The organism is Nonomuraea sp. NPDC049400, from assembly GCF_044466425.1.
In the GTDB taxonomy this organism is placed as follows: domain Bacteria; phylum Actinomycetota; class Actinomycetes; order Streptosporangiales; family Streptosporangiaceae; genus Nonomuraea.
Window position 1 is genome coordinate 109205 of sequence record NZ_JBITMP010000004.1, and the last position, 23972, is coordinate 133176.

27 protein-coding genes are annotated in these 23972 nt (G+C 69.5%); 10 read left to right on the plus strand and 17 right to left on the minus strand.

Annotated elements, in window-relative coordinates:
- Positions 1 to 21: 21 nt before the first annotated feature.
- The 3 genes from ACIBVN_RS06455 to ACIBVN_RS06465 form a co-directional block, all read right to left on the minus strand.
- Positions 22 to 324, minus strand: a complete 303-nt coding sequence (locus ACIBVN_RS06455) for a hypothetical protein (protein ID WP_397133350.1) — start codon at positions 322 to 324, stop codon at positions 22 to 24.
- A 408-nt stretch (positions 325 to 732) separates the two neighbouring features.
- Positions 733 to 1179, minus strand: a complete 447-nt coding sequence (locus ACIBVN_RS06460; protein ID WP_397133351.1) for a MarR family winged helix-turn-helix transcriptional regulator — start codon at positions 1177 to 1179, stop codon at positions 733 to 735.
- On the minus strand, positions 1176 to 1793 hold the full coding sequence (locus ACIBVN_RS06465; protein WP_397133353.1) for a type 1 glutamine amidotransferase family protein: 618 nt from the start codon (positions 1791 to 1793) through the stop codon (positions 1176 to 1178). Before ACIBVN_RS06465 ends, ACIBVN_RS06460 begins: the two co-directional genes overlap by 4 nt.
- Positions 1794 to 1854: 61 nt before the next feature.
- On the opposite strand from ACIBVN_RS06465, the gene ACIBVN_RS06470 reads away from it, so the two are divergent.
- On the plus strand, positions 1855 to 3201 hold the full coding sequence (locus ACIBVN_RS06470; RefSeq protein WP_397133355.1) for an NERD domain-containing protein: 1347 nt from the start codon (positions 1855 to 1857) through the stop codon (positions 3199 to 3201).
- 71 nt (positions 3202 to 3272) lie between these two features.
- Here the strand turns inward: ACIBVN_RS06470 and ACIBVN_RS06475 are convergent, their stop codons facing one another.
- A complete protein-coding gene (locus ACIBVN_RS06475; protein ID WP_397133357.1) occupies positions 3273 to 4076 on the minus strand; it encodes an FKBP-type peptidyl-prolyl cis-trans isomerase in 804 nt (267 codons plus the stop codon).
- A gap of 104 nt (positions 4077 to 4180) precedes the next feature.
- On the opposite strand from ACIBVN_RS06475, the gene ACIBVN_RS06480 reads away from it, so the two are divergent.
- Positions 4181 to 5212 carry a DUF2293 domain-containing protein gene (locus tag ACIBVN_RS06480; protein ID WP_397133359.1) on the plus strand — a complete coding sequence of 344 codons (1032 nt, stop codon included), beginning with the start codon at positions 4181 to 4183 and terminating at the stop codon, positions 5210 to 5212.
- Complete coding sequence (locus ACIBVN_RS06485) at positions 5209 to 5589, plus strand: MmcQ/YjbR family DNA-binding protein (protein WP_397133360.1); 381 nt, start codon at positions 5209 to 5211, stop codon at positions 5587 to 5589. The genes ACIBVN_RS06480 and ACIBVN_RS06485 overlap by 4 nt, the downstream gene beginning before the upstream one ends.
- On the opposite strand, the gene kynU is transcribed toward ACIBVN_RS06485, so the two are convergent.
- Genes kynU through ACIBVN_RS06520 form a run of 7 tightly spaced genes read right to left on the minus strand, consistent with a single transcriptional unit; the run spans position 5582 to position 11982 of the window.
- Complete coding sequence (gene kynU, locus ACIBVN_RS06490) at positions 5582 to 6775, minus strand: kynureninase (protein WP_397133362.1); 1194 nt, start codon at positions 6773 to 6775, stop codon at positions 5582 to 5584. The two genes, ACIBVN_RS06485 and kynU, sit on opposite strands and share 8 nt — an antisense overlap.
- Positions 6776 to 6778: 3 nt before the next feature.
- Positions 6779 to 7870 carry an ABC transporter substrate-binding protein gene (locus ACIBVN_RS06495; RefSeq protein ID WP_397133364.1) on the minus strand — a complete coding sequence of 364 codons (1092 nt, stop codon included), beginning with the start codon at positions 7868 to 7870 and terminating at the stop codon, positions 6779 to 6781.
- Between the two features lie 3 nt (positions 7871 to 7873).
- Complete coding sequence (locus ACIBVN_RS06500; RefSeq protein WP_397133366.1) at positions 7874 to 8842, minus strand: amidohydrolase family protein; 969 nt, start codon at positions 8840 to 8842, stop codon at positions 7874 to 7876.
- Positions 8843 to 9358: a 3-hydroxyanthranilate 3,4-dioxygenase gene (locus tag ACIBVN_RS06505; RefSeq protein WP_397133368.1), complete on the minus strand. Its 516-nt coding sequence runs from the start codon at positions 9356 to 9358 to the stop codon at positions 8843 to 8845. It lies immediately after the preceding gene.
- Positions 9355 to 9786 (minus strand): RidA family protein, encoded by a 432-nt coding sequence (locus ACIBVN_RS06510; RefSeq protein WP_397133370.1) that lies wholly within the window; start codon positions 9784 to 9786, stop codon positions 9355 to 9357. Before ACIBVN_RS06510 ends, ACIBVN_RS06505 begins: the two co-directional genes overlap by 4 nt.
- On the minus strand, positions 9783 to 10580 hold the full coding sequence (locus tag ACIBVN_RS06515) for a 2-keto-4-pentenoate hydratase (protein WP_397133372.1): 798 nt from the start codon (positions 10578 to 10580) through the stop codon (positions 9783 to 9785). Before ACIBVN_RS06515 ends, ACIBVN_RS06510 begins: the two co-directional genes overlap by 4 nt.
- Complete coding sequence (locus ACIBVN_RS06520) at positions 10573 to 11982, minus strand: aldehyde dehydrogenase family protein (RefSeq protein ID WP_397133373.1); 1410 nt, start codon at positions 11980 to 11982, stop codon at positions 10573 to 10575. The genes ACIBVN_RS06515 and ACIBVN_RS06520 overlap by 8 nt, the downstream gene beginning before the upstream one ends.
- Before the next feature lie 128 nt (positions 11983 to 12110).
- Between ACIBVN_RS06520 and ACIBVN_RS06525 the strand changes: the two genes are divergently transcribed.
- The 4 genes from ACIBVN_RS06525 (at position 12111) to ACIBVN_RS06540 (ending at position 14673) form a co-directional block, all read left to right on the plus strand.
- Positions 12111 to 12824: a dienelactone hydrolase family protein gene (locus tag ACIBVN_RS06525; protein ID WP_397133375.1), complete on the plus strand. Its 714-nt coding sequence runs from the start codon at positions 12111 to 12113 to the stop codon at positions 12822 to 12824.
- Positions 12825 to 12864: 40 nt separating this feature from the next.
- Positions 12865 to 13407 carry a VanZ family protein gene (locus ACIBVN_RS06530; protein WP_397133377.1) on the plus strand — a complete coding sequence of 181 codons (543 nt, stop codon included), beginning with the start codon at positions 12865 to 12867 and terminating at the stop codon, positions 13405 to 13407.
- Positions 13408 to 13559: 152 nt separating this feature from the next.
- Entirely contained in the window at positions 13560 to 14312 is a 753-nt protein-coding gene (locus ACIBVN_RS06535; RefSeq protein WP_349447435.1) for a GntR family transcriptional regulator, read from the plus strand.
- A 121-nt stretch (positions 14313 to 14433) separates the two neighbouring features.
- Positions 14434 to 14673: a hypothetical protein gene (locus ACIBVN_RS06540; protein WP_397133379.1), complete on the plus strand. Its 240-nt coding sequence runs from the start codon at positions 14434 to 14436 to the stop codon at positions 14671 to 14673.
- Positions 14674 to 15059: 386 nt separating this feature from the next.
- Here ACIBVN_RS06540 and ACIBVN_RS06545 read toward each other — a convergent pair whose 3' ends face one another.
- A complete protein-coding gene (locus tag ACIBVN_RS06545) occupies positions 15060 to 16031 on the minus strand; it encodes a hypothetical protein (RefSeq protein WP_397133381.1) in 972 nt (323 codons plus the stop codon).
- A gap of 152 nt (positions 16032 to 16183) precedes the next feature.
- Here ACIBVN_RS06545 and ACIBVN_RS06550 point away from each other — a divergent pair, with 152 nt between their 5' ends.
- A complete protein-coding gene (locus ACIBVN_RS06550; RefSeq protein ID WP_397133383.1) occupies positions 16184 to 16705 on the plus strand; it encodes a gamma carbonic anhydrase family protein in 522 nt (173 codons plus the stop codon).
- On the opposite strand, the gene ACIBVN_RS06555 is transcribed toward ACIBVN_RS06550, so the two are convergent.
- Positions 16677 to 17579, minus strand: coding sequence for a hypothetical protein (locus tag ACIBVN_RS06555; RefSeq protein ID WP_397133385.1), 903 nt, complete (start codon positions 17577 to 17579; stop codon positions 16677 to 16679). The genes ACIBVN_RS06550 and ACIBVN_RS06555 overlap by 29 nt on opposite strands.
- A gap of 53 nt (positions 17580 to 17632) precedes the next feature.
- Between ACIBVN_RS06555 and ACIBVN_RS06560 the strand changes: the two genes are divergently transcribed.
- Both ACIBVN_RS06560 and ACIBVN_RS06565 read left to right on the plus strand, forming a co-directional pair.
- Positions 17633 to 19030, plus strand: a complete 1398-nt coding sequence (locus tag ACIBVN_RS06560) for a hypothetical protein (RefSeq protein WP_397133387.1) — start codon at positions 17633 to 17635, stop codon at positions 19028 to 19030.
- A 212-nt stretch (positions 19031 to 19242) separates the two neighbouring features.
- Positions 19243 to 19404, plus strand: coding sequence for a hypothetical protein (locus tag ACIBVN_RS06565; protein WP_020540796.1), 162 nt, complete (start codon positions 19243 to 19245; stop codon positions 19402 to 19404).
- Between the two features lie 101 nt (positions 19405 to 19505).
- Here the strand turns inward: ACIBVN_RS06565 and ACIBVN_RS06570 are convergent, their stop codons facing one another.
- The 4 genes from ACIBVN_RS06570 to ACIBVN_RS06585 all read right to left on the minus strand — a co-directional run bounded on the left by ACIBVN_RS06570 (position 19506) and on the right by ACIBVN_RS06585 (position 23947).
- Positions 19506 to 19787: a metal-sensitive transcriptional regulator gene (locus ACIBVN_RS06570; protein ID WP_043615428.1), complete on the minus strand. Its 282-nt coding sequence runs from the start codon at positions 19785 to 19787 to the stop codon at positions 19506 to 19508.
- A 39-nt stretch (positions 19788 to 19826) separates the two neighbouring features.
- On the minus strand, positions 19827 to 20894 hold the full coding sequence (locus ACIBVN_RS06575; RefSeq protein WP_397133389.1) for a glycosyltransferase: 1068 nt from the start codon (positions 20892 to 20894) through the stop codon (positions 19827 to 19829).
- The gene (locus ACIBVN_RS06580) at positions 20891 to 21694 is read right to left on the minus strand and encodes a hypothetical protein (RefSeq protein WP_397133901.1); all 804 of its coding nucleotides are present in this window, start codon (positions 21692 to 21694) and stop codon (positions 20891 to 20893) included. The genes ACIBVN_RS06575 and ACIBVN_RS06580 overlap by 4 nt, the downstream gene beginning before the upstream one ends.
- Before the next feature lie 147 nt (positions 21695 to 21841).
- Positions 21842 to 23947 carry a (Fe-S)-binding protein gene (locus ACIBVN_RS06585; RefSeq protein ID WP_397133391.1) on the minus strand — a complete coding sequence of 702 codons (2106 nt, stop codon included), beginning with the start codon at positions 23945 to 23947 and terminating at the stop codon, positions 21842 to 21844.
- Between the last annotated feature and the right edge of the window lie 25 nt (positions 23948 to 23972).

Consider the following 23972-nt stretch of genomic DNA (forward strand, 5'->3'; position numbering starts at 1 on the left):
CCTACGCCACGTGAGGAGCCGTCAGTCGTTGTCGACCGGGCTGACGTGGCTCATGACAGGGACGCTCAGGACCGGGGCGTCGAGGTCGGCGACGTCGGACACCGGCACGGTCACCGGCGCGGTCACCGGGAGGAGGTGAATGTCCTTGGCCGAGTCGTTCAGGATGTTGTTCAGCGCGGTCAGGTCCTCGGCAGCGGTCAGCTGGCTCAGCAGGCTCCACCCGCTGGTCTGCGGGTTGGGACCGACGTCGGCGGAGGCCGCGGTGGCGGAGAAGCCAAGAGCGGCGGCGGCGATTGCTGCACCGGCCAGAATGCGACGGATCATGTGTGCTTTCCTCCATGGATCGGCGCGGAAATTTCCAGCGCCATAGTCGTTTCTGCAGGGCTGTGAGGTGCCGCAAATAACAATCGCGGGAGGCGGCCAGAATCGCAACTCAGAAAGCTCTCCGGGAGGTCAAAGAGGTGCCTCGATTTCTTGGCACTCGGTTTTTCCGCTCGTCAACCAGGCGCGGCGCAGACACAACGGAAACAGTCCGGCGAACGAGCTTTATTTTTACCGGCCGCACGCGCGATGGGGCAGCCGTTCACCGCCGTTTAGCAAATGATCAACCGAAAATGGAGAACCGCCCCTGCTCCGCCCCGACAAAGGACACCGGACCGGCGCACGCGGCCTATCGGATGCCCGACCTGGTGGCCGTCCCGCGCCCGGAGGCGCCGGGAGCGGCCATCGGGGTTACGGCTGGGCGTCCAGGCGGTCCAGGGCGGCGGAGAGGCGGTGCAGGGCCTCCAGGCAGTCGCGGGCGCCGTCCGGCCCCAGCTCCTCCACCAGGCGTTCGGCGAAGGCGTGGTGGCCGGGGACGATCTTCGCGATGGAGGCGCGCCCGGCGGCAGTGGGCTGCAGCAGCTTGGCGCGCCGGTGCGCCGGGTTGGGGCGATACTCGGCCAGCCCCCGCTCCACCAGCAGGTCCGCGATCCGCTGCACCCCCTGCCGGCTCATCCCCATGACCCGGGCGATCCCCGCCACCGGCAGCGGCTCGGACAGGACGGCGCCGAGCACCTGCCACCACGCCGCCGTCATCCCCGCCGGGCGGGCCAGCCCCTCCGCCACCTGGAGGAACTGCCCGTTGAGCCGGAACGAAGCCAGCGCGAGGCCCGAGAGCAGCTCCGGCGTGTCCGTCATGCCGCCATCAACACCTCGAAGGCCGACGCGTCACTCCTCGCGTGCAACCGGAACCAGGCGTCCAGCACCTCCGGCCGGTAGATGTCGAGCCGCCGGAAGATCTCCCGCGCGAACGCCACCGGCTCCGTCGGTCCTGCCGTAATGAGGTCGCCCCCGAGCACGGCGTCCTGGTCGAGGTAGTGTTCGGCGCCCGAGTAGCCCTCCTGCGCCGCCAGATACTGCACCACCGCGCTCGTGTGGTCGCGCTCGTCCAGCAGCCCCTCCCTGGCCAGCCCGGCGGTGGCGCCGCAGATGGCCGCCACCGGCACCCCCGCGTCGAGGAACTCCCTGGCCTTCGCGGCGAACGGCGCGAGCGTGGCGCCCATGTCCCACAGGTCGGCCCCGGGGAGGATGAGCAGCGCGCTGGCGGCAGGCGAGAGCTGGTCGAGCGCCAGATCCGGGGTGACGCGGAGGCCGCCCATGCTCACGACGGGGTCGGTGGTCAGGCCCACCGTGACGATCTCATAGCCGCCCGGCTCGCGCTGGTGGCGTCCGTTGCGCAGGTGGGCGGTCGCGTGACCGGTCTCCCAGTCGGCGAACGTGTCATAGACGGCGTGGTGCACGATTCCCTTCATGACAACATACTGTCATTTCGACAACATGCTGTCAACTGTGAATCGTGGGAGGATACCCCCTATGGCAGAGATCGTCGGCGGGGGACGTCCGGTCAACGACGCCGAGCGGAGGGTGATCGCCTATCTGCGCGACCACGCCCCCGCCGACTGGCTGCTGCTGCACAACGTCGAGGTCCAGCGCGGCCACGACGTCTTCGAGGTGGACCTGATCGTGCTGACCGGCCACTCGCTCGTGGTCGTCGACGTCAAGGGCACCAGGGGCCGCATCGAGGTGTCGGGCACGCGCTGGTTCCCGCCGCGCAGGGAGGCGTTCGGCTCTCCTGTGGCCAAGCTGCGCGGCACCGCCAAGGCGCTGAAGGGCCTGCTGGTGTCCAAGGCCACCCAGCTGGAGCGGGTCTACGTCGACTGCCTGGTCGTGCTCACCTCACCCGACGCCGAGCTGGTCGACCCCGCGCAGCGCGACGCGGTCAACGTCACCGACCTGCCGGGCCTGCTCACCACGCTGAGCGACGTCTCCAGGGTCAGGCGCGGGTGCAGCCCCGACGCGAAGCCGTACCGCACCGCGATCCTCGACGCGCTCAACCAGACGGTACGCCGCAGCACCGCGCCGCCGAGGTTCGGCAACTGGGAGGTCGAGGAGCAGCTCGGCGGCGACACCAAGGTCACCGAATACCGCGCGTTCAACGCGACGCTGCCGGGCAGCGAGACGGTGCTGCTACGGGTCTACCAGGCCGACCCGCTGGCCGACAGCGAGGCGCGGGCGGCCGAGCGGCAGCGCATCGCCAACGCGTACCAGACGCTGGCCAGGATCCCGCCGCACCCGTGCGTGGTGCGCTCGCGCGACTTCTTCGCCATCGACGACGAGAGCCGGTTCGTGCTGGTGCTGGACGACGTGCACGGCGAGGCGCTGCACCTCTCGCTGGGCAAGGGCGCCCGGCTGGGCGTGATCCAGGACCTGCTGCGCGGGCTGGCGCACGCCCACGCCAACGGCGTCGTCCACCGCGCGCTGACCCCGGCCTCCGTGCTGGTCACGGACGACGGGCACGCGGTGCTGACCGGGTTCGACTACGCCAAGCCGGGGCCGCGTAACTACACCGTCGCCCACGAGCTGGGCAACGTGCTCGACGCCCACTACGTGGCGCCCGAGTGCCAGGAGCGGCCCGACCGGATGACGACCGCCTCCGACGTCTACGCGGCCGGCGCCATCGCCTACCACCTGCTCACGGGCGAGCTCCCCACCAGCGGCGACGCCCACGGGCCCGAGGTGCCCGAGGTCGTGCGCAGGATGCTCGACCACTCCCCGGCCAAGCGCCCGACCGCCGCCGAGGCCCTTGACGCCCTCGAGGGTGCGCCGGTCCAGGAGTCCCGCCTCAAGCGGCTGGTACGTCGGCTGGTGTCCCGATCATGACAGTCCGCCGGTGCACGTAGCGCGCCGGCATGCCAAGGGGCCGGGTGGCACACCTATCACCCGGCCCCTTGTCACACGTGCGTGAACGTGTCCAATACGTCTATCACGTAGAGCGACGACTCGTCACCGAAACAGGAAACCGCGACCCTGCTGCCCACCCGCCGGCCCACGAGCCCCTCCAGCCAGCCATCCGGCACGGACCCCTCCTCCAGTACGAACGCGCTGGGCCCACCCCTCCGGTAGGACGAGTCCACGACGGTCCGCGACGGCCAGGACGCCTCCACGTACTGGATCACCACTTTCGCCCCGGCCACGATCTCGTCCCCCGAGCCGTCGATGAGGACACGAGGCGGCGCGCCCGGTACGAGGTCGCCCGGGATCACCGGCAGGGTGCGGCCGACCAGCCTGGCGTCGGGTGGGTAACCGCCCAGGATGTCGAAGACCAGCACCAGCGTGTCCGCGGGTGCGAGGCCGGTCAGCGGCACGTTGGGACCGAGCGCTTCGGACGCCGGGCTGACCAGCATGACCCGGCTGCCCGCCGGCCGGCCGATGAGCGACTGCCGCCAGGTCTCCGACACCTGCCTGCCGTCGAAGACGACCGCGGTGGGCTGGTTGCCGTCATAGGTGCTCATGTACGGCCGGTTGCCCGACCAGCGCCGGATGTCCACGTCGGCGAGCACCACGTCGCCAGGCAGCGTACGCCGGCCGCTGCCCATCGACAGCACGGTGATCCGCGGTGTGCGGCTCGGCTTGCCCTTGGGTATGGCGACGACCGGCTTGGTGCCGAACGCACCCGTGACCACGGGCTGCGTGCCGTCCTCAGCCAGGCCGCACGAGGTGGCGAGGATGAGCACGGCCGGCCAGAACAGACGCACGATTTCCTCCAGGGCCAGGTCCGTAGGGGTTACTTGCCGCGATGGCCAAAAGGAAAGCTGCGAGTCTCGCCATCTCACGACAAAGGCGCGGGAGACTGGGGCCCGTGAGCAAGCCGAATTTGTCGCGGAGGGTCGCGGAGGCGGCCGAGATCGCGCTGTCCACGCGGAAGTACGTGACGTTCATCGACGTGGTGACGGGGCTGCGCTGGCTGCACTCCAGGCACGTGGCGACATGGCAGCAGGGCCGGGTCGCCACGCTGTCCGAGCTGGCGGCCGTCGACGAGGACCGCCTGCTCACCACGGCCACGCTGCTGAAGGAGTGGGCGCTGGCCAAGGGGCTCAAGCCGGTCGACGCGCCGTACGTGGCCGGCACGCGCGACCGCCGCGAGCTGCGCTTCACCGCCAGGCACGGGCAGGAGCCGTTCCGCGTGCACTGGCTCTCGCCCGACCTCAGCGAGGCCAGGGTCCGCAAGCTGACCGAGCCCAAGGTGCCCGACCTGGTGGCGGTGGCCCCGCTCGACGCCTGGACCTGCGCCTCGTGCGGCGACACGGGCCCTTACCTGATCATGGAGGACGACCGGCCGCACTGCCTGACCTGCGCGGACATGGACCACCTGGTGTTCCTGCCGTCGGGGAACGCGGCGCTGAGCCGCCGGGCAAAGCAGGAGAGCGGCCTGTCGGCGGTGGTCGTGCGCTACAACCGGCGGCGCAAGGTCTACCAGCGCGTCGGCCTGCTGGTCGAGGAGGCCGCGCTGGCCGCCGCCGAGGAGCGGTGCCTGGCCGACGAGGAGGTACGCCTGCGCCGCCGCGAACGCGACCGGGAGCGCAGGGCGGAGCAGGACGTCGAGTTCCAGGCCAGGATGGCGGCCCAGATCGCCAGGCTGTTCCCCGGCTGCCCCGAGCGGCGGGCGCAGGAGATCGCCGGGCACGCCGGGCAGCGCGGCAGCGGCCGGGTGGGCAGGACGGCGGCCGCCAGGGCGCTCGACGAGAATGCCATCACGCTGGCCGTCATAGCCTCGATCCGGCACCTCGACACCGACTACGACCACCTGCTCATGTCCGGTGTGCCCAGGATGGAGGCCAGGGACATGGTCAGGGAACGAATCGAGCGCAAGCTGGAGGAATTTCGCCGATGAGCGACTGGCACGACGTACGGGAAGAGCTGCGCGCGTACGCGCTCAAGCTGCCCGAGACCCACGAGGACCACCCGTGGGGCGAGACCGTCATCAAGGTGAACAAGAAGGTCTTCCTCTTCCTCGGCATCGAGGAGCAGACCGAGAAATGGGACCCGAAGTTCAGCGTGAAGCTGGCGTCGGAGGCGCACGGCCACGCGCTCACCGTCGAGGGGGCGGAGCCCACCAGCCACGGGCTGGGCAAGGCGGGCTGGGTGACCGTGCCGTTCCTGTCGGAGCTCCCGGAGCCGGACGTGCTGCTCGACTGGGTGGAGGAGAGCTACCGGACCGTCGCGCCCAAGCGGGCGGTCAAGCAGCTCGACGCGAACCCGGTCAGGTGACCGCCAGGCGGGTGGTGTAGCGCTCGTCCCGCCAGAGCTCCTTGTCCAGCACCTCGAGCAGCGTGGCCGCCGCGTCGTGGACGTCGGTGTAGCCGATGTAGAGCGGCGCGATGCCGAACCTGAGGATGTCCGGCGCCCGGAAGTCCCCGTGCACGCCCCGGTCGATCAGCGCCCGCATCACCGGATAGCCGTCGGGGTGGCGGAAGCTCACCTGGCTGCCGCGTGCGGCGGGGTCGGCGGGCGAGGCCAGCTCCAGCGCGTCGCCGACCAGGTCGACGAAGAGCGAGGTCAGCGCCATGCTCTTGGCCCGCACCTGGTCCATCGGCACCCGCTCCCACACATCGAGCGCCGCCTCCAGAGCCGCGAACGACAACACGTGCGGGGTGCTCACCGCGAACCGCCTGACGCCCTCCGCCGGGCGGTAGCCGGGCTCGAACGCGAACGGCTCGGCGTGGCCGTACCAGCCGGACAGCACGTTCTCGGCGGCGGCGTGGTGCCGCGGGTTGACGTAGAGGAACGCGGGCGCGCCGGGACCCGCGTTGAGGTACTTGTACGTGCATCCGACCGCGAAGTCGGCCCCTGAGACGTCCACCTCCATGGCCCCCACGCTGTGGCACACGTCCCAGACCATGAGCGCGCCGGCCTCGTGGACCCGGGCGGTGACCGACGGCACGTCGTGGCGGGCGCCGGTGCGGTAGTCCACCTCAGAGAGCAGCACCACGGCGGCGTCGTCGAACCGTCCCTCCGCGAAGTCGCGCACCTCGTAGCCGCCGAGCAGCCCGGCCAGGCCCTGGACCATGTAGTGGTCGGTGGGGAAGTTCCGCACGTCGGAGACGATCACCCGGCGCTCGGGGCGCAGCCGCAGCGCCGCCGCCACCGCCTGGAAGACCGCGATCGAGGTCGTGTTGCCCACCACGACCTGGCCGGGGCCCGCGCCGATCAGCGGGGCCAGCCGGTCGCCCGTGGTCAGCGGCTGCGCGTACCAGCCGGAGTGGTTCCAGCCGCCGACGAGTTCCTTGCCCCACTCGTCCTCGACCGCCTGCCGCACCCGTTCAGCGGTACGGCGGGGCAGCGCACCGAGCGAGTTGCCGACGAGGTAGATGACCCCCTCCGGCAGCACGAACTCGTCCCTGAAGCCCCGCAGCGGGTCGGCGGCGTCGAGGGCGAGGCACTGGTCCCGGTCCAATGGTTACTCCTTTTGTGGGGGCATGGTGGCAACTACCCGATTCACGCCATTGTGGTACTCGCGGACGTACCAGCTCTGCACCGGGTTGTGCGTCGCGTCGAGCCGGAACGCCCCGCGCGGCCCGTCCAGCTCGCCCACTGCCGACAGCCCTCCGTCCTGGGCCAGCCCTCTGTCGATGAGCCGCATGGCGTCCCAGCTCTGGAGCGCGACCGCGGAGGGGTTCCGGCCGGTCTTCGCCCGCCACCTGGCGACGAATGCGGTGTTGTCCGGGTTGTCCAGCGCGGGCGAGTACATGCCGACGCTGGTGACGCCCTCGGCGTCCTGGCCGACGGCCTGCAGCACGTCCTCGTCGGTGAGGTTCTGGCAGGCCAGCAGCCTGACCTTGGAGGCGGCGTGCTGCCGGTATCCCCTCAGGAACTCGACCGCCTCGCCGCCGGCGTAGAAGGCGTACAGGAGCTTCGCCTCCGGCGGGATCTGCGCGAAGTACGGCTCCAGGTCGGTGATCCGGCCATAGGGCGTCAGGATGCGTTTGAGCGGCTGGGCGCCGTACCCCTCGATGAAGCCCCTGAGCGTCTCGATGCCCGCCGAGTAGTCGGAGGCCATGAGCACCACGCCCTCCTTGCCGTACCGCTCGGCGGCGTAGCGTCCCGCGGCGTAGCCGTGGTCGTGGTCGGTGTACGAGACGCGGTAGACGTTCGGGCCGCCCAGCGCGTCGGCGCCGGCGTTGGCGATCACCACGGGCGTGCCGCCGGCCGCCTTGACCACCGACTCGGCGACGGGCGAGGCGATCAGCCCGGTGATCACGTCCACGCCCTCGTCGTCGATGAGCCGCCTGGCCTGTGCCTCGCCCTCCTCAGGGTTGCCCGCGTCGTCGGCCACGATCAGCTCGGCGGGCCTGCCGCCCAGGCGGCCGTCGTGGTCGTCCAGGTAGAGCCGCATGGCGGTCTCCATGTCGTCGCCGAGCACGGCGTACACGCCGGTCTGCGAGATGATCGCGCCGACCTTGACCAGCGGATCGCCCTCGGCCGACAGCGGCACCTGCCCGCCGCAACCGGCGGCCATCAGCACCACTAGCCCCAGCACTGATGCGCGCATGGTTCAGCCCAGGAACGCCTCGGCGTTGGCGGCGAGCAGCTTGGCCCGAGCCGTGCCGGACAGGAAGCCGGCGCGCCGGATCAGGTCGCCCGGTGGCGACTCGCCGAGCGGGTAGGGAAAGTCGCTGCCGAGCATCACGTGGTCCTCCCCGAGAGTGTCGACGAGCAGCCGCAGCGCGCGCTCGTCGAAGACGGCAGAGTCGACGCTGAACCTGCCGAGGTAGTGGGACGGCGGCCGTTCGGAGACGCCGACCAGGTCGCGCCTGCGGTGCCAGGCGTTCTCGAACCGGCCGAGCCAGAACGCGAACGAGCCGCCGCCATGCGCGAAGCAGATGCGCAGCGTGTCCGGCACCCGGTCGAACACGCCGCCGAGGATCATCGCCAGGATGGACAGATGCGTCTCCGCGGGCATCCCGACCAGCCACTGCGCCATCCACCGCTCGATGCGTGAGCCCGCGGGCAGGTCCCACGGGTGCACGAAGACGGGAACGTTCCTTTCGGCGCAGTACTGGAGAAACCGGACGACGCCCGGGTCGTCGAGGTCGCGGTCGCCGACGTGGTTGCCGATCTCCACGCCCCGGTGGCCGGAGGCCAGGCAGCGGTCCAGCTCCGCGCAGGCCAGGTCGGGGTCCTGCAGCGGCACCTGGCAGAACGGGATCAGCCGCGGGTGCGCGCAGATCTCCAGGGCGAGGTCGTTGAAGATCTTGGCGATCCGCACGCCCTCCACGGCCGGCCGGTCGTAGCCGAAGAAGACGGGCGTGGGCGAGACCACCTGGCGGTCCACGCCGTCCTGGTCCATCCGCGCGAGCCGGACCCGGGGATCCCAGCAGTCATCCTGAATTTTCCGGAAATCTCGGTCGTTGACGAGGATCGTCGCGTCGCGCTCCGACTCGATCCTCAGCCTGGGCGCCCCTGGCCAGCCCAGCTCGGGCCAGCCCCTGGGCACGTAATGCGTGTGGACGTCGGTGGCCATCTAGCCCTTGCCAGGGTGGAGCGCACCGCATTCACCGCAGGTGCGGGCCTTCTGGTCGGCGTAGAACGCCTCGAAGACCGGCGGCAGGTCCTTGACGATGTCGCGCACCTGCAGCTCGACCTCGTGCACCCGGTTGCCGCACTCCATGCAGTACCACTGGAACTTCTCCAGCTCGCCCTCCGGCCGGATCTTCTCCACCACGAGCCCCACGGACCCGGCCTCAGGACGCTGCGGCGAGTGCGGCACGCGGGGCGGCAGCAGCCACATCTGTCCCTCGCGGATGTGCACGGTCTCGGGGCCGTTCTCGGTCACGACGTTGACGTGCATGTTGCCGCGCACCTGGTAGAACAGCTCCTCGTACGGGTCGACGTGGAAGTCGGTCCTGGAGTTGGGGCCGCCGACCACCATCACGATGAAGTCGCTCGCCCCCTCGAAGACCACCTTGTTGCCGACCGGCGGCTTGAGCAGGTGGGCGTGCTCGTCGATCCATTTGGTGAAGTCGATGGGCGGTATCATGATCGCTCCTGCGGGTGGTAGGCGACGGCTTGCATCTCGATGAGCAGGTGTGGATGGGGCAGCTGGTGCACCGCGACGGTGGTCCGCGTCGGCCCCTCTTCGTCGAAGAACTCGGCGTAGACCTCGTTGTAGCCCCTGAAGTCGTTCATGTTGACCAGGTACGCGGTGATCTGCACGAGGTCGGCGAGGGAGCCTCCGGCCGCCTTGAGGATGTCGCCGATGTTCTCGATGACCGCCCTGGTCTGCGCGCGGATGTCCAGGTTCGTCGTCCCGTACTTGTCCACCGCCACGCCCACGAAGGTGTCGTCGGGGCGCCGGCAACTCGTGCCGGAGACGTACAGGAAGTCGCCTGCCCGCTTGACGTGCGGGAACCTGCCTCGGGGGACGGCCTTGCCGGGCACCCTGAGCCCCTTGGTCCTTCCGCTCACTTGGAGAACACCGCCCGTACGGAGCCCAGCCCCTCGACGCGAGCCTCGAACACGTCCTCGGGACCGATGGGCACCACCGGGCCGAGCGCGCCGGTCAGCACCACGTCCCCGGCCCGCAGCGCGTAGTCCGTACGGCCCAGCCGGGAGGCGAGCCAGACGGCGGCGTTGAGCGGGTTGCCCAGGCACAGCTCGCCGGAGCCGGTCGAGACCTCCTGGCCGTTCCGCGTCATCGTCATCGCCGCCGCGCGCAGGTCGAGCCCCGTCAGCGAGACGGGCGTGCCGCCCAGCACGAACGCGCCGGCCGAGGCGTTGTCCGCGATCGTGTCGGCCAGCGTGATGTCCCAGTCGACGATCCTCGAGTCGGCGATCTCGATCGCCGGCAGCGCGAACTCCACCGCCCTGATCACGTCGGCCACCGTGAACGGCCCACCGGTCAGGTCCCTGCCGAGCACCAGCGCGACCTCGGCCTCGGCCCGCGGCTGCAGGAACCCGTCCACCGGCACCGGGAGCCCGTCGGAGTACGACCTGTCCGCGAAGAGCATGCCGAAGTCCGGCTGGTCGATGCCGAACTGCTTCTGCAGCAGCGCGTTGGTCACGCCGATCTTCCTGCCGACCAGCCGCCGTCCCGCATCGAGCGCCCGTCGCGTGTTGATCTCCTGTACGGCGTACGCGTCGGCCGCCGTGCTGACCAGGTCCCTGATCGGCGCACATGGCTTGCCGGAACGCGCGGCCTCGGCCAGTCGGTCGGCGGCCTGGGTCCGCGTGTCCACGGCCTGGGACCATTCGTCATACATCGGGTTGCTCCAGTTTGATGGTGATCGTGGTGGGTTCGGAGTAGAAGTCGAGTGACTGGACGCCGCCCTCCCTGCCGATGCCCGACAACTTCACGCCGCCGAACGGGGTGCGCAGGTCGCGCAGATACCAGGTGTTCACCCAGACGAGCCCGGCCTCCAGCCGCTGCGCCACCCGGTGCGCCCGGTCGAGGCTGGTCGTCCAGAGCGTGGCGGCCAGGCCGTACTCGCTGCCGTTGGCCAGGTCGATCGCCTCGGCCTCGCTGTCGAAGGGCGCGACGTGGCACACGGGACCGAAGATCTCCTCCCGATTGAACCTGGACCACTCTGACAAGCCTGTCACTACTGTCGGTTCCACGAAATATCCGGAATCGCGCGGGTCGCCGAACGAGGGCACGCCGCCCCCCGTGAGCACCTTGGCTCCCTCCGAGCGGGCCAAGGAGTAGTACGAGAGCACCTTCTCGCGATGCTCCTGCGAGATCATCGGCTGTGGCTCGACCTCCTGGGCGCGGTTCGCGAGCCGGGCGCAGAACTCCTCGAAGATCGGCCGCTCCACGTAGAGCCGCTCGGTGCACAGGCAAACCTGTCCGCCGTTGGTGAAGACCGATTTCACGGTCCCCTCGACGGCCCGGTCGAGATCGCAGTCCTCGAAGATCAGCCCGGCGTTCTTCCCGCCCAGCTCGAACGAGATCGGCTTGACCCGGTCGGCCACCGTCCGCATGATCGCGCTGCCCGTACTGGTGGACCCGGTGAACGTCACGGCGTCCACCCACGGGTGCTCGACCAGGAGCTGGCCGGCGGAGCCGTACCCGAAGATGATGTTGACCACGCCCGGGGGCAGCCCGGCGTCGGCGCAGATCTCGGCGAACACCGCCGCCGAGCCGGGCGTGTGCTCCGACGGCTTGACCACCACCGTGTTGCCCGCGACGAGCGCGGGCGCGAGCTTCCAGGTCATCAGCAGGAACGGCAGGTTCCAGGGAACGATCACCGCGACCACTCCGAGCGGCCTGCGCACCGTGTAGCTGAGCACGCCGGACAGGTGGAAGGCGTCGTCCGGGCGCTGGGCGGCGATCTCGGCGAAGGCGCGGAAGTTCGCGATGCCGCGCGGGATGTCGAGCGTGCGGGTCTGGTCGAGGGGTTTGCCCGTGTCGGCGATCTCCGCCGTCACCAGGTCGTCGAAGCGGGACTCGATGCCCGCGGCCAGGCGGCGCATCCACCCTGCCCGCTCGCCGACGGGCAGCGCCGCCCAGTCGCGTGCCGCCTCCCTGGCCGCGCGCACGGCCCGGTCGACGACCTCGGGATCGGCCTCGTGCACCTGCCTGGTCACCGCGCCCGTCACGGGGTCGTGGACCGGGAACGTCTTGCCCGCGCCCACCGGCTCGCCACCGATGAAATGGGTCAGCACGACACTCTCCTCTTCTCCCCTGTACAGATCGCTGAGCGATCGGCGGACAACGGGTGGTGCCTCGGGACTCTCTCTGATCGCATCGTCTCGCCGTAACGCCGTCCGCGCTATGAGCGATGCTGTTGCACATGCAAACCAGAACCGATCAAGTGGCTGCCCCTGACGGCACCTTCGACGTTCACCTGTGGTTCCCCGACGCCGCGATTGGCCCCGGGATCCTGCTGGTCCAGGAGATCTACGGGGTCGGCCCGTACATCGAGAAGGTCGCGCTGGACCTGGCCTCGCGCGGCTACGTGGTGGCCGCGCCGGACCTCTTCTGGCGCATCCATCCCCACTGGCAGGGTGAGCACACGCCCGCGGGCACGGCCGCCGCGATCGAGGTGGCGGGCGGGTTCGACTTCGTGCGGGGCGTGGCCGACTGCGCCCTGACCGTCGCCCACTTGCGGTCCTTGCCGGAGGTGAGCGGTGGGGTGGGCGCGCTGGGGTTCTGCCTGGGCGGCTCTATCGACTACACGCTCGCCGCGCAGGTGGAACTGGACGCCGTCCTGTCCTTCTACGGCTCCGCCGTGCCCGACTCCACCGGCCTCATGGACCGCATCGCGGCGCCGCTCCTGCTGGTCTTCGGCGGCAGCGACCCGTACATCGAGCGCGAGCGGGTGGCCGCCGTCGAGCAGGCCGCGGAGGGCAGACCGAACGTGGTCATGCACATCGAGGAGGAGGCCGGGCACGCCTTCCACAACAGCGAGGCCCCGATGTTCCACCACCCGGAGGCAGCCGGGCGCACATGGGAGGTGGCGCTCGCCTTCCTCTCCGAGCACCTGCCCGTGACCCTGTCCAGATAGACATCTTCCGGTACCCCTTGTTCATCGCCATCATGGTCGGATGGCGCGGACGTGGGAATTGTGGGGAACCGTCATTATTGCTGGTACGTTTGCACTCCCCGTCGCCTTGCTAGCAATCTTGCTCCTCTCCCGCCACCGCGCCCGCTCCGGCCATCCGGCGCCTCTGCGCACGTCCATCGCCGACATCGGCATAGCGGTCGGCACGGCTCCGTGGATCTGGATGATCCTCACGCCGTCGAGCGGTCGGACAGGAGTCGGCCTCGTCCCGTTCGCAGACCTCACTGACCTGGTCGGCGCACCGTGGGAGGCGGTGTTCGTGCAGGTCGGGGGCAATCTGCTGGTGTTCGCCGCGCTGGGCGCGCTGCTGCCGGTACGCAGCCGCGCGATGTCCTCGACGGCGCGCGTTGCGGCGGTCGCGGCGGCGTTTTCGGTCATCGTCGAAGTCCTCCAGTACGCCCTGCGACTGGGCCGTTTCTCCTCCGTGGACGATGTCATCCTGAACACGGCAGGCGCCGTGATCTTCGCTTTGATTACTCGGCGCTGGTGGGCCGTTCGAATACCGGCTGAGACCGTTCCACGGTAACGGTCTGCTAAAACCCTGCCGAATTCACCACTCAGGCACGATCCGCTCAAAAGAAGCCCACGACCAAGCTTTCTATCTGTGCGATCGTGGACAAGACGGGGCAAGTTCTCTGGAGACGCCACAACCTGGTTGGTGACAGAGGGTGATCAATAGTGTCTGAATCCCCGGTACCCCACGAGCCCCCTATCTATCGCCGCATCGCCGACGGTCTCCGCGCCCGGATCCTGTCCGGCGAACTGCGCGACGGGGACCGACTACCGGGCGAGAACGCGCTGATGGCCGAATACGCAATCGCACGCGCCACCGCCAGGCAGGCGCTTGCCGTACTGATCAATGAAGGGCTGGCGGTGCCCAAACGAGGTTCGGGGGTTTACGTGCGGCTGTTCAAACCGATACGCAGGCACGGCTCGCGCCGCCTGTCACGAGAGCAGTGGGGTCAGGGCCGGGCCATCTGGGACGCGGACACGCGGGGCCGGCCTTTCACCGTGGACCGGGTGGAGGTGGCGCTGGAACGGGCCGGCGAGGAGGTGGCGGGCGTCCTGGAGAGCGGCGAGGTATGGGTACGTCGGCGCCGCTACTCGGTCGACGCCAGGCCCGTGCAGCTGGCCACCTCCTACTTCCCCGCGCACCTGGTCGAAGGCAGCGCGATCACCCTCGCGGACACGGGACCCGGCGGCGTTTACGCCAGACTGGGCGATCTGGGCGTCCCTCCTGCCCACTTCACCGAGGAGGTACGCGCCCGCATGCCGGGACCGCGCGAGATCACGCTGCTCGACCTGCCCGGCGGGACACCGGTGATCGTGATCGCCAGGACCGCGTACACGTCGGGCGGGCTGCCCGTCGAGCTCAACGAGATGGTGCTCGACTCGGCGGCATACGTACTCCAGTACGACTTCGACGCCTAGTTCAAGAGCATCTGTCAAGCGATAGGTTGACCTGTCCATCACGATCATTGAATTCTCTAGAGAACTACTCCATCTTGAAGGAGATGGAACCTCGCCTGGGGGCCGGGAAAGGCGGACAGAGATGTCCTTTGATCGACATCTTGCCGAGATCGCCCGGGAGCACCCCCAGTGGACCATCTGGCGGAGCGACGCCGGCCGCTGGTGGGCCACGAGGCACCATCCGCTCAGCGCGGCGCAGCGCGCTGCCGGATGTGCGATGACCATCGACGCGGACGACCCGGACGGTCTGCGCGACCAGCTCCGGGACCAGGAGAGGCGGGCCGGGCAGCACCCCTGGCAAGCAGGGCCCGCACCTCCTTGACGCTGGCCGTGGAGCGTTCCGCGGCCGGCGTCCACAAGCAGCCCGGTGCCGGGTCCAGCGTCTCGGCGGCCTCGGCACCGGGCCCCCAAATCGAGGAGGGGCCACGATCGCGGAAGCCTCCGACCCTATCGGGGGCGGGGGCTTCCGCCCCGCCCCTCCGGCAGGGCACCACGCGCCTCCGGCCGTGCGCCACCGCCGTGCGCCTCCACCCGCGCGCCGTGTGCCGTGCGCCACCGCCGTCGTGCCACACCTCACACCCGCCCGCGCGCCGCCCATGGCGCCCGCGCGGCGCGCCCATCACAGCGCGCCCCACACACGCGTCCGGCCGAGCACGGCGGGGGCCATTCACGAGGCGGGGCGGGCGGGTGGGTGGCCCGGGTCGGGGGTTACTTGTGGACTTCAGTCAACCGGACGACGTGCACGTCGGTGTCGTCCGAGACGTCGCTCTCGACCTTGAGCTTGACCGTCTCGTCCGGGTCCATGTCCGAGTCCACGATGACCCGCACGTCGTCCTGGGGCGACGCGGGAGCCGTGGCGGACTCAGGGATCAGCGACCCGGCCGTCGACTCCTTGCGCATGAGGTCGCCGAGCACCGAGCTGATCTCGGTCAGCCGCCGCACGACCTCCGTGTGCGTGTTGGTCAGGTATTCGACCCGCCGCCCCGCCTGCTCGTCCAGCGCGGCGGTGCGCTGGTTCGCGGAGGCCAGCATGGCCTCGGACTCGCCACGCGCTTCCGACACCAGCTTGTCGGCCTGCGCGTTGGCGGACTGCAGGAGCTGCTCGGCCTCGGCCTGGGCGGCCGCGATCAGCCGCTCGGACTCGGCGCGCGACTCGCGCAGCAGGTCCTCGGACTCCGTGCGGGCGGCCGTGAGCTGCTCCTCCGCGTCCGTGCCCGCCTGGGCCAGCATCCCCTCCGCGGCCTGCGTCGCCTCGTTCACCCGCCGCTCCGCCTCCGCCTGGGCCGAGGTGAGGATCTTGTCGGCGGTCTCGCGGGACGTGGTCACGAGCCGGTCGGCCTCCGACTTGGCCGCATCACGCACGCTGGCTGCCTCGGCCTCGGCGTCCTCCCGCTTGGCCGCGGCCTCCTCCTCGCCGAGCCGGAGGATCTGGGCGAGCCTGGGGCTGAGGTCCTCGTAGTTCTGCGGCGTCTCGACCATGCGCCGCCTGGCCTCCGCCAGCTCGACACGGCCCTGCTCTGCCTGGTCGATGGCCCGGGCCAGCCGCTCTTCCAGGTCCCTTATCTGGTTTCGGGTACGGATCATGTAGTCGTGGACCTGACGGCGGTTGTAACCGCGCATCACGACTTCGAAGGTGTCCTCTTGCATCAGATCGGGAATGCTCTCGTGCTGGTTCATCATGGGGGCTACCTAATGGTGGTTTGCGTGAGGCGGGGGAAGACTGCGCGGGTTGTGAGGGTCTGACGACGAGACATCAGGAAACGACTTTCCTGCCATCTGCCCACGTCCGCAACCGGAACGCCACAGCCGGACCTGGAATTACGATGTCTCGGATGTACATTGCAGCATTGGATAACGGTGCAGTCCCGGACATACACCACGAGGCGTACATAGCCCCTGGCGCCGTCGTGGTCGGCAGCGTGCGCGTGGGGCGGGCGTCCAGCATCTGGTACGGCTCCGTTCTCAGAGGGGACGATGAGCGGATAGAGGTCGGCGAAGAGTGCAACGTACAGGATCTGTGCTGCCTGCACGCCGATCCGGGCGAGCCCGCGATCTTGGAGGACCGCGTCAGCCTGGGCCACAAGGCCATGGTCCACGGCGCCCATGTGGAGTCGGGCGCGCTGATCGGCATCGGCGCGATCGTGCTGGGCGGCGCCCGCATCGGCGCGGGCACGCTGGTGGCGGCAGGAGCGCTCGTCGGCCCGGGCAAGAGGATCCCGTCCGGCGTGCTGGTCGCCGGCGTGCCCGGGAAGATCGTACGCGAGCTCACCGACGACGACCGGGCTTCCTTCGCCCGCACGCCGGACAACTACATGGCCAAGGCGCTCAGGCACCGGCAGGCGTCATCGCTTTGATCAGGACCTCGTCCGACACCGATGCGGTGTTGAGCGGGTCGGCGTACTCGGGCAGCTCCGGCCGGAGGAACCGGACGAAGTCCACGGTCAGCTTCACGTCGGGCACACCCTTGATCTGCTTGGCGTTGGCTTTGGTCGCGTCCTTCTGCAGCAAGTTGTAGCTGTCCCAGTCGGTATAGGCGGTGACGCCCCATTGGAGCACGTCGGGGAGATTGGACGGCCAGCGCCGGCCGACCTTCCACTTGCCGCCGTCCTCCCTGTAGAGGGCGACGAAGGCGCGGCCCACCCGGCCGAGCGCGAGGTCCACCCAGCCGTCCTTGACGGCCAGCTCGGCGGGTTTGGAGCTGCCGTCCTGGGTGTACTTCACCTCGACCTTGCCGCTCTCCTCGGCCGTGCCGGTGGTGACCGACACCCAGTTGGGCTTGACGTACGAGCCGGGCTGGCGGGCCATCAGGCCGCCGAGCGAGAACTTCCGCTTGGGCTGCCCGCCCTTCTTGCCCTCGACCTTGACCCGGGCGTGCATGAGGATGTCCCCCGCCAGCTCCTGATAGACGAAGGGGCCACGGAAGCCGTCGAACCAGGCGGAGGTCCTGGGCTCGAGGTAGAGCGAGCCCTTCACGGTCTTGTTCACGTCGAGCTTGGCGATCCTGTCGACGTCCTTCTCCGTGTCGCTCAGCTTGGCCCACATCGACATGTCGGCGGCGTCCTGGAACTCCGTCGAGGCCTCGCCCACCTCGCCGCCGGGCGCCGGAGGCTGGGCCTTGTCCAGCGTGAGCACGCCCGGCCCGGTCAGGGACGGCTGTGCGGACGTGGTCGTGCCGCAAGCGGAGAGCGCGCCGACGACCGTCAGTACCCCCGCTACCTTCGCCCTCATAGCAGACATTCTGCCGTGAAATGCCGGTGGATGATCGGAACCGGCCAAGTACGATGACGCCCGTGCGAGCCTGGGATGCGTTCACCTCCGCCGAGGCGGAGGTCCGTGCCATGGTCGCGGACCCACGCTGGCAGGGGCTTTCCGTGGCCGATCGTGCCCACGTACTGGCCGCCAGAATTCTTGTGACCCCAGATGGCGACAGGTGGCTCTTCGGCGCGCACGCGCGCTGGCACCTGCACGACCCGGCCGACGGCCGCTGGCACCTCGCGCCGCCTCCGAGGGGCGTACGGCCGCGGCAGGTGCAGCATCCGGCGGCGGTGCTACCCGGCGACGTGATCCCGCACGGGCCCGACTTCCACGCCGAGCCGGGCTCCACCCAGGCGTTCGTCGGCCCAGACGTGTCGGAGGACCTCACCGAGCGGCTCAGGGTGCTGCTGCGGGCCAGCGGGCGCAAGTCGGAGCTGGACTACCCGCTGACGGCCTTCGACGAGATCTTCGCCTCCGACGTGCCGAGCACGGTGGCGGCCATCTGGGGCACGATCATGTGGTGCGCGTACGCGCCCGCGTTCGACGGCAACGAGCGGCTGATCACCGTGTTCGGCGAGTATCTGCGCCGTTCGCTGCCCGGCGACGAGTGGGTGCGCTGGTTGCCGGCGCCGCCGCTGCTCGACCTCGTCACGCTCGTGTCCGAGCGGCAGCGGGCCGGCCACCCGCGTGCCGCGCTGAGGCTCGCCGCCGTCATGGCGGACACGGCGCAGATCCTGATGTCCGACACCCGCTTCAGGCCGCGCGCGCTGGCGCTGCTCACGATGGTCGAGCCCATGCTGCGCCTGCCGGGCCTGATCGGAGCGACGAGCCTGGGGCGGAGAGCGGCAGCTTGCGTGACCAGCGGAGCCCCGTGCGAGTGCGACCATAAGCACGCCCCCACAGTCGCCGAGGCGCTGCGCGAGGCGTGGCTGGAGCGTTGCCCGCGGCGGCTGTGCCGGGCCCTGCTCGTCGAGAACGATCCGGCGGCGCACTTCTCGCACACCGTCTACGACCTGGTGGAGGCGCTCGCCTTCATGCCCGATCCGCCCATGGCCGCCGCCACGTTCCTGGCCGACCTGTCCGACTCCAAGGGGGCGCTGCCGGCCCGGCTCGACCATCGGCTCAGGCGCGCGTACGAGGAACTGGACCGCGCCGGGCTCACCGGCACCTCCGCGAGCGAGTCGACCGAGCCCGAGGGCTTCCCCGTGCCGGGCAGGGTGCTGACCAAGCCCGCGCCGCCGCTGGAGGTGGCGCCGCCCGACCGGGCGAGCACGGCGGCCGTGCTCGGTGCCGCGTACGCCACCGGCCTCGCATGGGGCAGGCTGACGGGGGCCAAGGTGCCGCAGAGCGGGCTGGCCGGGCAGACGGCACTCGTACGCAGGGTGGTCCACGAACGCGACGACAACCACACAGACCACACCTAAACCACAAATACCGTTATTTCACCCTTACTCCGCCTATATCGTTCTATCGCGTTGATCACCGGTCATTCTCCGAATTGTGATCTCGGATTCGGGAAATGACTCCACCGGGGCCCCGGGGATCGGAAAGGAATGACTCCGATGGGCCATGTCGCCGGAAGGGACATCGCCGTAACCTCGTAGAGGGTGTGGGCTGCGGAAGGAAGGACGACGCGGTGGGGCACGACGACCTGGACTCTCGGGTCCACGACCGTGTCGCGTTGGACGAGATTGCGCTCTACGCCGAGGTGCTCACGGCCGTGGCTGTCAGCGAGCGGCGGCTGACCTTGGACGAACTCGACGACGCGCTCGGATTGCGGACTTCGGCGAGCCGCTGAAGGATCAATCACGATTACTAGCCCCGGGGACCTAGTTAGCAGGTTTCCGGGGTTTCCTATAACTAGTCAATCGCGCCGAACGGTGTCCTTCTGAAGGAGGACTAAGAGCGGACGAGGCGCGCGATGGCCGCCGAGGCCTCCTTGACCTTCGCTTCGGCCTCCGGCCCGCCACTGTTGATCGCGTCCGCCACGCAGTGGGAGATGTGCTCCTCCAGCAGCCCCAGCGCCACCGCCTGGAGCGCCCGCGTGGCCGCGGAGACCTGGGTGAGCACGTCGATGCAGTAGGCATCGTCATCGACCATGCGCTGCAGGCCCCTGATCTGACCCTCGATTCGCCTGAGACGCGTCAGATAGGCCTGCTTGTCCCCGCTATACCCATGCATGCTTCTACGGTACCCGGAACCCGTACGGGGGGTCAGTGTTCAGCGGAGGTCGTTGATCAGCTTCTCCCACTGCTCGGCCACCTCGCCGGCCGCGTGGCGCACCGCGGTGTCCAGCGCGCCCGCCGCGAGGGAGCGCCGCCTGCGCTCGTCGTCGATCAGCGCCAGCAGAGCCGCCGCGAACAGCTGCAGCTCGTCCTCGGTCTCGGGCACCAGCACGCCGTTGTAGCCCGTCGCCACGAACTCCTGCGGCCCCCTGGCCCCTTCGAAGGCGACCACGGGCACCCCGCAGCCCATGGCCTCGAGCACCGCCATGCCGAGGTCCTCGGTGCGCGAGGTGGTGGCCACGATCGACGCCTTGGCGAACTCGCCCGCCAGGTCGGACGTCATGCCCATGAAGTAGACGTGGTTGTGCAGGTCGAGGTCGCGGACCAGCGCGCGCAGCCGCCGCTCCTCCGGGCCGCCGCCGTACAGCCGCAGCCGCCAGTCGGGCCGCTTGTCCGCCACGATCGCGAACGCCTTGATCAGCCGGTCGTACGCCTTGACCGGCACCCACCGCCCGCCGGCCGCCACGATCCTGTTGTCCATGCGCGAGCGCGGCCACGGGCCGCTGGGCAGCGCGTCCAGCAGGGGGTGCACGACGGGCCCGTCGGTGAGCAGCTTGCTCCACTCCTCGCCGGCCGACTCCGTGGCCGTCACGACGGCGTCCAGGCGCGGATAGAGGCGCTTCACCGGCCCCGGCACGACCGGCCTGCCCCATTCCCTGGCGATCTTCAGGGTCTCGCGCGGGGCGTGCCTGGCGGCCTGGACGCCGAGCCCCGGCCTGGTGGTGATCAGCACGTCGGACTTGAGGTTGCGCAGCAACCGCCACAGCGCCACCTCGGTGCGCACCTGACCGCGCGGGAACAGGTGCCTGACGCCCGGCCTGGCGTCGATCACGCTGCGCATGCTCACCTTGGGCCCGACGGGGAAGAACGGCTTCTCCTTCTGCCGCCGTACGCTGATCACCTCGACGTCGTGCCGCTCTGACAGGGCGGTGGCGAGGTTCAGCGTGGCGCGCACGTCGCCCCGCATGGCGTACGCGGAGGCGAGGACCAGGCTGACCTTCATCCGCCGACCTCGATCCGCAGCTCGTCGTCGGCCGTGTAGCAGGGCTTGATGGGCACGCCGTCCACGGTGGCCGAGGGATAGTGCAACCGGCGTCTCTTGCCGTCGATGTCGTCGAGCCGCGCGCCCAGCTTGAGCGGCGTGGACACGCCTTCGACCTCCAGCGCGGGCTCCCAGGTGCCCGAGCCCGCCCCGGCGTCGGGATCGGCCGCCAGGACGTCCACGAGTGACACGGCGGCGTGGAACCGCACGCCCTGCACGGTGGCCGTGGCGCGGATCCGCGCGTTCGACTGCCTGCGGTCCAGGGTCATCATGGCCTCGTGGCGGGAGTCGTCATCCTCGAGGCCCGTGTACGCGAGCAGGCCCGTCACCTCGAACCGGCCCTCCCTGAACCAGATCGCACGCACCTCTGCCACCGGCTCGGCGTCGGAGATCTTCAGCGCCAGGTAGCCGTTGCGCGTGCGGTAGGAGCGGTAGGCGAGGGTCCGCCTGCACAGGGCGTACGCGTCGAGGTGGTCGAGCGAGAAGCCGGGATCGACGCTGCGCAGCCTGCTGCGCTTGCCGCCGCGACGCAGGTAGGTGTCCCAGCGTCCGGTGGTGAGCTCCAGCGGCGCGAGCGAGACCGCGAGCGTGGCCTCTCGGGTCCGTGCGCCAGGCGTGCCCAGCCGCACGTCGCGCTCCACCCCCGTGGTGCGATGCCTGAGCACGAGCTCGGTGCCGTCTTGCAGTGGTGCGTCCATGGCTAGCCGGAGGGCGAGGACGTCGGCCAAGGTGACTTCGGCGTCCGTGACGACGACGCCCATCACGAGCCCCCTCCCCGTCGAATAGAGCCATGCGACGTTGAGGTTACCGTGATTTTCCCGTTATGTGGATCCCAGATTACGGACACTTGCCTCGCTGACATGCGAGACTCCCCCACTTCAACGGTGAGGGAGTCTGACGGCTAACGGTCAGGAAGCGCCTTTGACCGACTTGATCAACAGCTGGGCCACGTCCACGACTTCGAGCGACTCCTTGGCCTCGCCGTTGTTCTTCTTCTCGTTGATCGCGTCGCCGAGCATCACCATGCAGAACGGGCAGGCGGTGGAGACGGTGTCGGGGTTGGTGGTGAGGGCCTCGTCCACGCGCTCGGTGTTGATGCGCTTGCCGATGCGCTCCTCCATCCACATGCGCGCGCCGCCCGCGCCGCAGCAGAAGCCGCGGTCCTTGTGCCGGTGCATCTCCTGGGTCTGCACGCCGGGCACCTTGGACATGATGTCGCGGGGCTGGGAGTAGACCTTGTTGTGGCGGCCGAGGAAGCACGGGTCGTGATAGGTGATCTTCTCCTCGATCGGCGTGATCGGGGTGAGCAGGCCCTCGTCCACCAGCTTCGACAGCAGCTGCGTGTGGTGCACGACCTCGTACGTGCCGCCCAGCTGCGGGTACTCGTTGGCCAGGGTGTTGAAGCAGTGGGGGCAGGTGGCGACGATCTTCTTGACGCCGGCCTCGTTGAGCGTCTCGATGTTCTGCTGGGCCAGCATGTTGAACAGGTACTCCATGCCCAGGCGGCGGGCCGGGTCGCCGGTGCACGCCTCCATCGGGCCGAGCACCGCGAACTTCACGCCCGCGATGTGCAGCAGCTCCGCCACGGCCTTGGTGGTCTTCTTGGCCCGGTCCTCGAGCGCGCCCGCGCAGCCCACCCAGAACAGGTACTCGGCGTCCTCGGGCATCTTCTCGTCGACGACCTCGACCTCGAAGTCGAGCTCCTCGATCCAGTCGGCCCGCTTCATCTCGGACATGCCCCACGGGTTGCCCTTGTTCTCCAGGTTCTTCACCATCACTCCCGCCTCGGACGGGAACGACGACTCCACCATCACCTGGTAGCGGCGCATGTCGAGGATGTGGTCGATGTGCTCGATGTCCACCGGGCACTGCTCGACGCAGGCGCCGCAGTTGGTGCACGACCAGAGCACGTCGGGGTGGATCACGCCGTCCTCGCCGACCAGCGGCTTCTCCAGCAGCGCCAGCACGTCGGTGTCCTTGTGCTCGACGCCCTGCTGGGCCGCCAGCAGGTACGGGGCCACCTTGAAGGCGTGGTCACGCTGGTCGAGGATGAGCATCTTCGGCGAAAGCGGCTTGTCGGTGTTCCACGCCGGGCACTGCGACTGGCAGCGGCCGCACTCCGTACAGGAGTAGAAGTCCAGGAAGCCCTTCCACGTGGTGTCGGCGATCTTGCCGCGCCCGAGCCGCTCCGGATCGAGGTCCTCGTCCTCGAAGTCGACCGCCTTGCCGTCCACGCGCATCTCGGGCGCGCCGCCCAGGCCGTCGGGGCGGCGCGAGAACAGCACGTTGAGCGGCGCGGTGAAGATGTGCAGGTGCTTGGAGTTCACCACGATGACCAGGAACACCAGCATGAAGCCGATGTGCAGCAGCAGCGCGATCTCCTCGAGGAGCGTGCTCTGCGGCAGCGCGTCCCCCAGGGCCAGCGAGACGAACGCCCCGGAGGAGTAGGGGAAGTTGCCGTTGGCGGCCGACGCGCCACGGGCGAGGAACAGCGTCCAGATGATGTTGAAGATCATGAACAGGACGAGCCACGCGCCGCCCAGGTGCGAGCCGGAGAAGCGGGAGGTGCGGCCGAGCGTCTTGGGCGAGTTCTTGATCCGGATCGCGGCGAACGCGACCAGGCCGAGCACGCACGCGACCGCGATGAAGTCCTGCAGGAAGCCGAGCACACCCCAGGTGCCGATCAGCGGGATGTGGAAGTCGGGCCTGCCGGTGATCGCGCCCTGGATGATCGCACCGTACGCCTCGATGTAGACGGTCAGCAGGATGAAGAACGCCCACATGACGAAGAAGTGCGCGGTGCCCGACGGCGTCCACTTCAGCAGCTTCTTCTGCCCGAACACCTCGACGAGCTGCGCCTTGGCCTCATCCTTGGCATGGGTCCTGGCGTACTCGATCCGCTCGGGCGCGGGCGGCCCCACGGTCGCGAGCCTGAACAGGAACAGCACCCTGCGGCCGGCGACGGCCACCGCCAGGACGGTCATCAAAAGTCCGATGATGGCTACCCAGAGCACGGGTCCTCCCACAGACGACGTTGGC

Coding starts and splice junctions, on each gene's coding strand:
- ACIBVN_RS06455 (WP_397133350.1), bottom strand. CDS start 324: ATGATCCGTCGCATTCTGGCCGGTGCAGCAATCGCCGCCGCCGCTCTT.
- ACIBVN_RS06530 (WP_397133377.1), top strand. CDS start 12,865: ATGGCGCGGACGTGGGAATTGTGGGGAACCGTCATTATTGCTGGTACG.
- ACIBVN_RS06495 (WP_397133364.1), bottom strand. CDS start 7,870: ATGCGCGCATCAGTGCTGGGGCTAGTGGTGCTGATGGCCGCCGGTTGC.
- ACIBVN_RS06485 (WP_397133360.1), top strand. CDS start 5,209: ATGAGCGACTGGCACGACGTACGGGAAGAGCTGCGCGCGTACGCGCTC.
- ACIBVN_RS06515 (WP_397133372.1), bottom strand. CDS start 10,580: ATGTATGACGAATGGTCCCAGGCCGTGGACACGCGGACCCAGGCCGCC.
- ACIBVN_RS06580 (WP_397133901.1), bottom strand. CDS start 21,694: ATGGGCGTCGTCGTCACGGACGCCGAAGTCACCTTGGCCGACGTCCTC.
- ACIBVN_RS06545 (WP_397133381.1), bottom strand. CDS start 16,031: ATGATGAACCAGCACGAGAGCATTCCCGATCTGATGCAAGAGGACACC.
- ACIBVN_RS06500 (WP_397133366.1), bottom strand. CDS start 8,842: ATGGCCACCGACGTCCACACGCATTACGTGCCCAGGGGCTGGCCCGAG.
- ACIBVN_RS06470 (WP_397133355.1), top strand. CDS start 1,855: ATGGCAGAGATCGTCGGCGGGGGACGTCCGGTCAACGACGCCGAGCGG.
- ACIBVN_RS06540 (WP_397133379.1), top strand. CDS start 14,434: ATGTCCTTTGATCGACATCTTGCCGAGATCGCCCGGGAGCACCCCCAG.
- ACIBVN_RS06575 (WP_397133389.1), bottom strand. CDS start 20,894: ATGAAGGTCAGCCTGGTCCTCGCCTCCGCGTACGCCATGCGGGGCGAC.
- ACIBVN_RS06550 (WP_397133383.1), top strand. CDS start 16,184: ATGTACATTGCAGCATTGGATAACGGTGCAGTCCCGGACATACACCAC.
- ACIBVN_RS06460 (WP_397133351.1), bottom strand. CDS start 1,179: ATGACGGACACGCCGGAGCTGCTCTCGGGCCTCGCGCTGGCTTCGTTC.
- ACIBVN_RS06505 (WP_397133368.1), bottom strand. CDS start 9,358: ATGATACCGCCCATCGACTTCACCAAATGGATCGACGAGCACGCCCAC.
- ACIBVN_RS06465 (WP_397133353.1), bottom strand. CDS start 1,793: ATGAAGGGAATCGTGCACCACGCCGTCTATGACACGTTCGCCGACTGG.
- ACIBVN_RS06555 (WP_397133385.1), bottom strand. CDS start 17,579: ATGAGGGCGAAGGTAGCGGGGGTACTGACGGTCGTCGGCGCGCTCTCC.
- ACIBVN_RS06560 (WP_397133387.1), top strand. CDS start 17,633: ATGACGCCCGTGCGAGCCTGGGATGCGTTCACCTCCGCCGAGGCGGAG.
- ACIBVN_RS06525 (WP_397133375.1), top strand. CDS start 12,111: ATGCAAACCAGAACCGATCAAGTGGCTGCCCCTGACGGCACCTTCGAC.
- ACIBVN_RS06570 (WP_043615428.1), bottom strand. CDS start 19,787: ATGCATGGGTATAGCGGGGACAAGCAGGCCTATCTGACGCGTCTCAGG.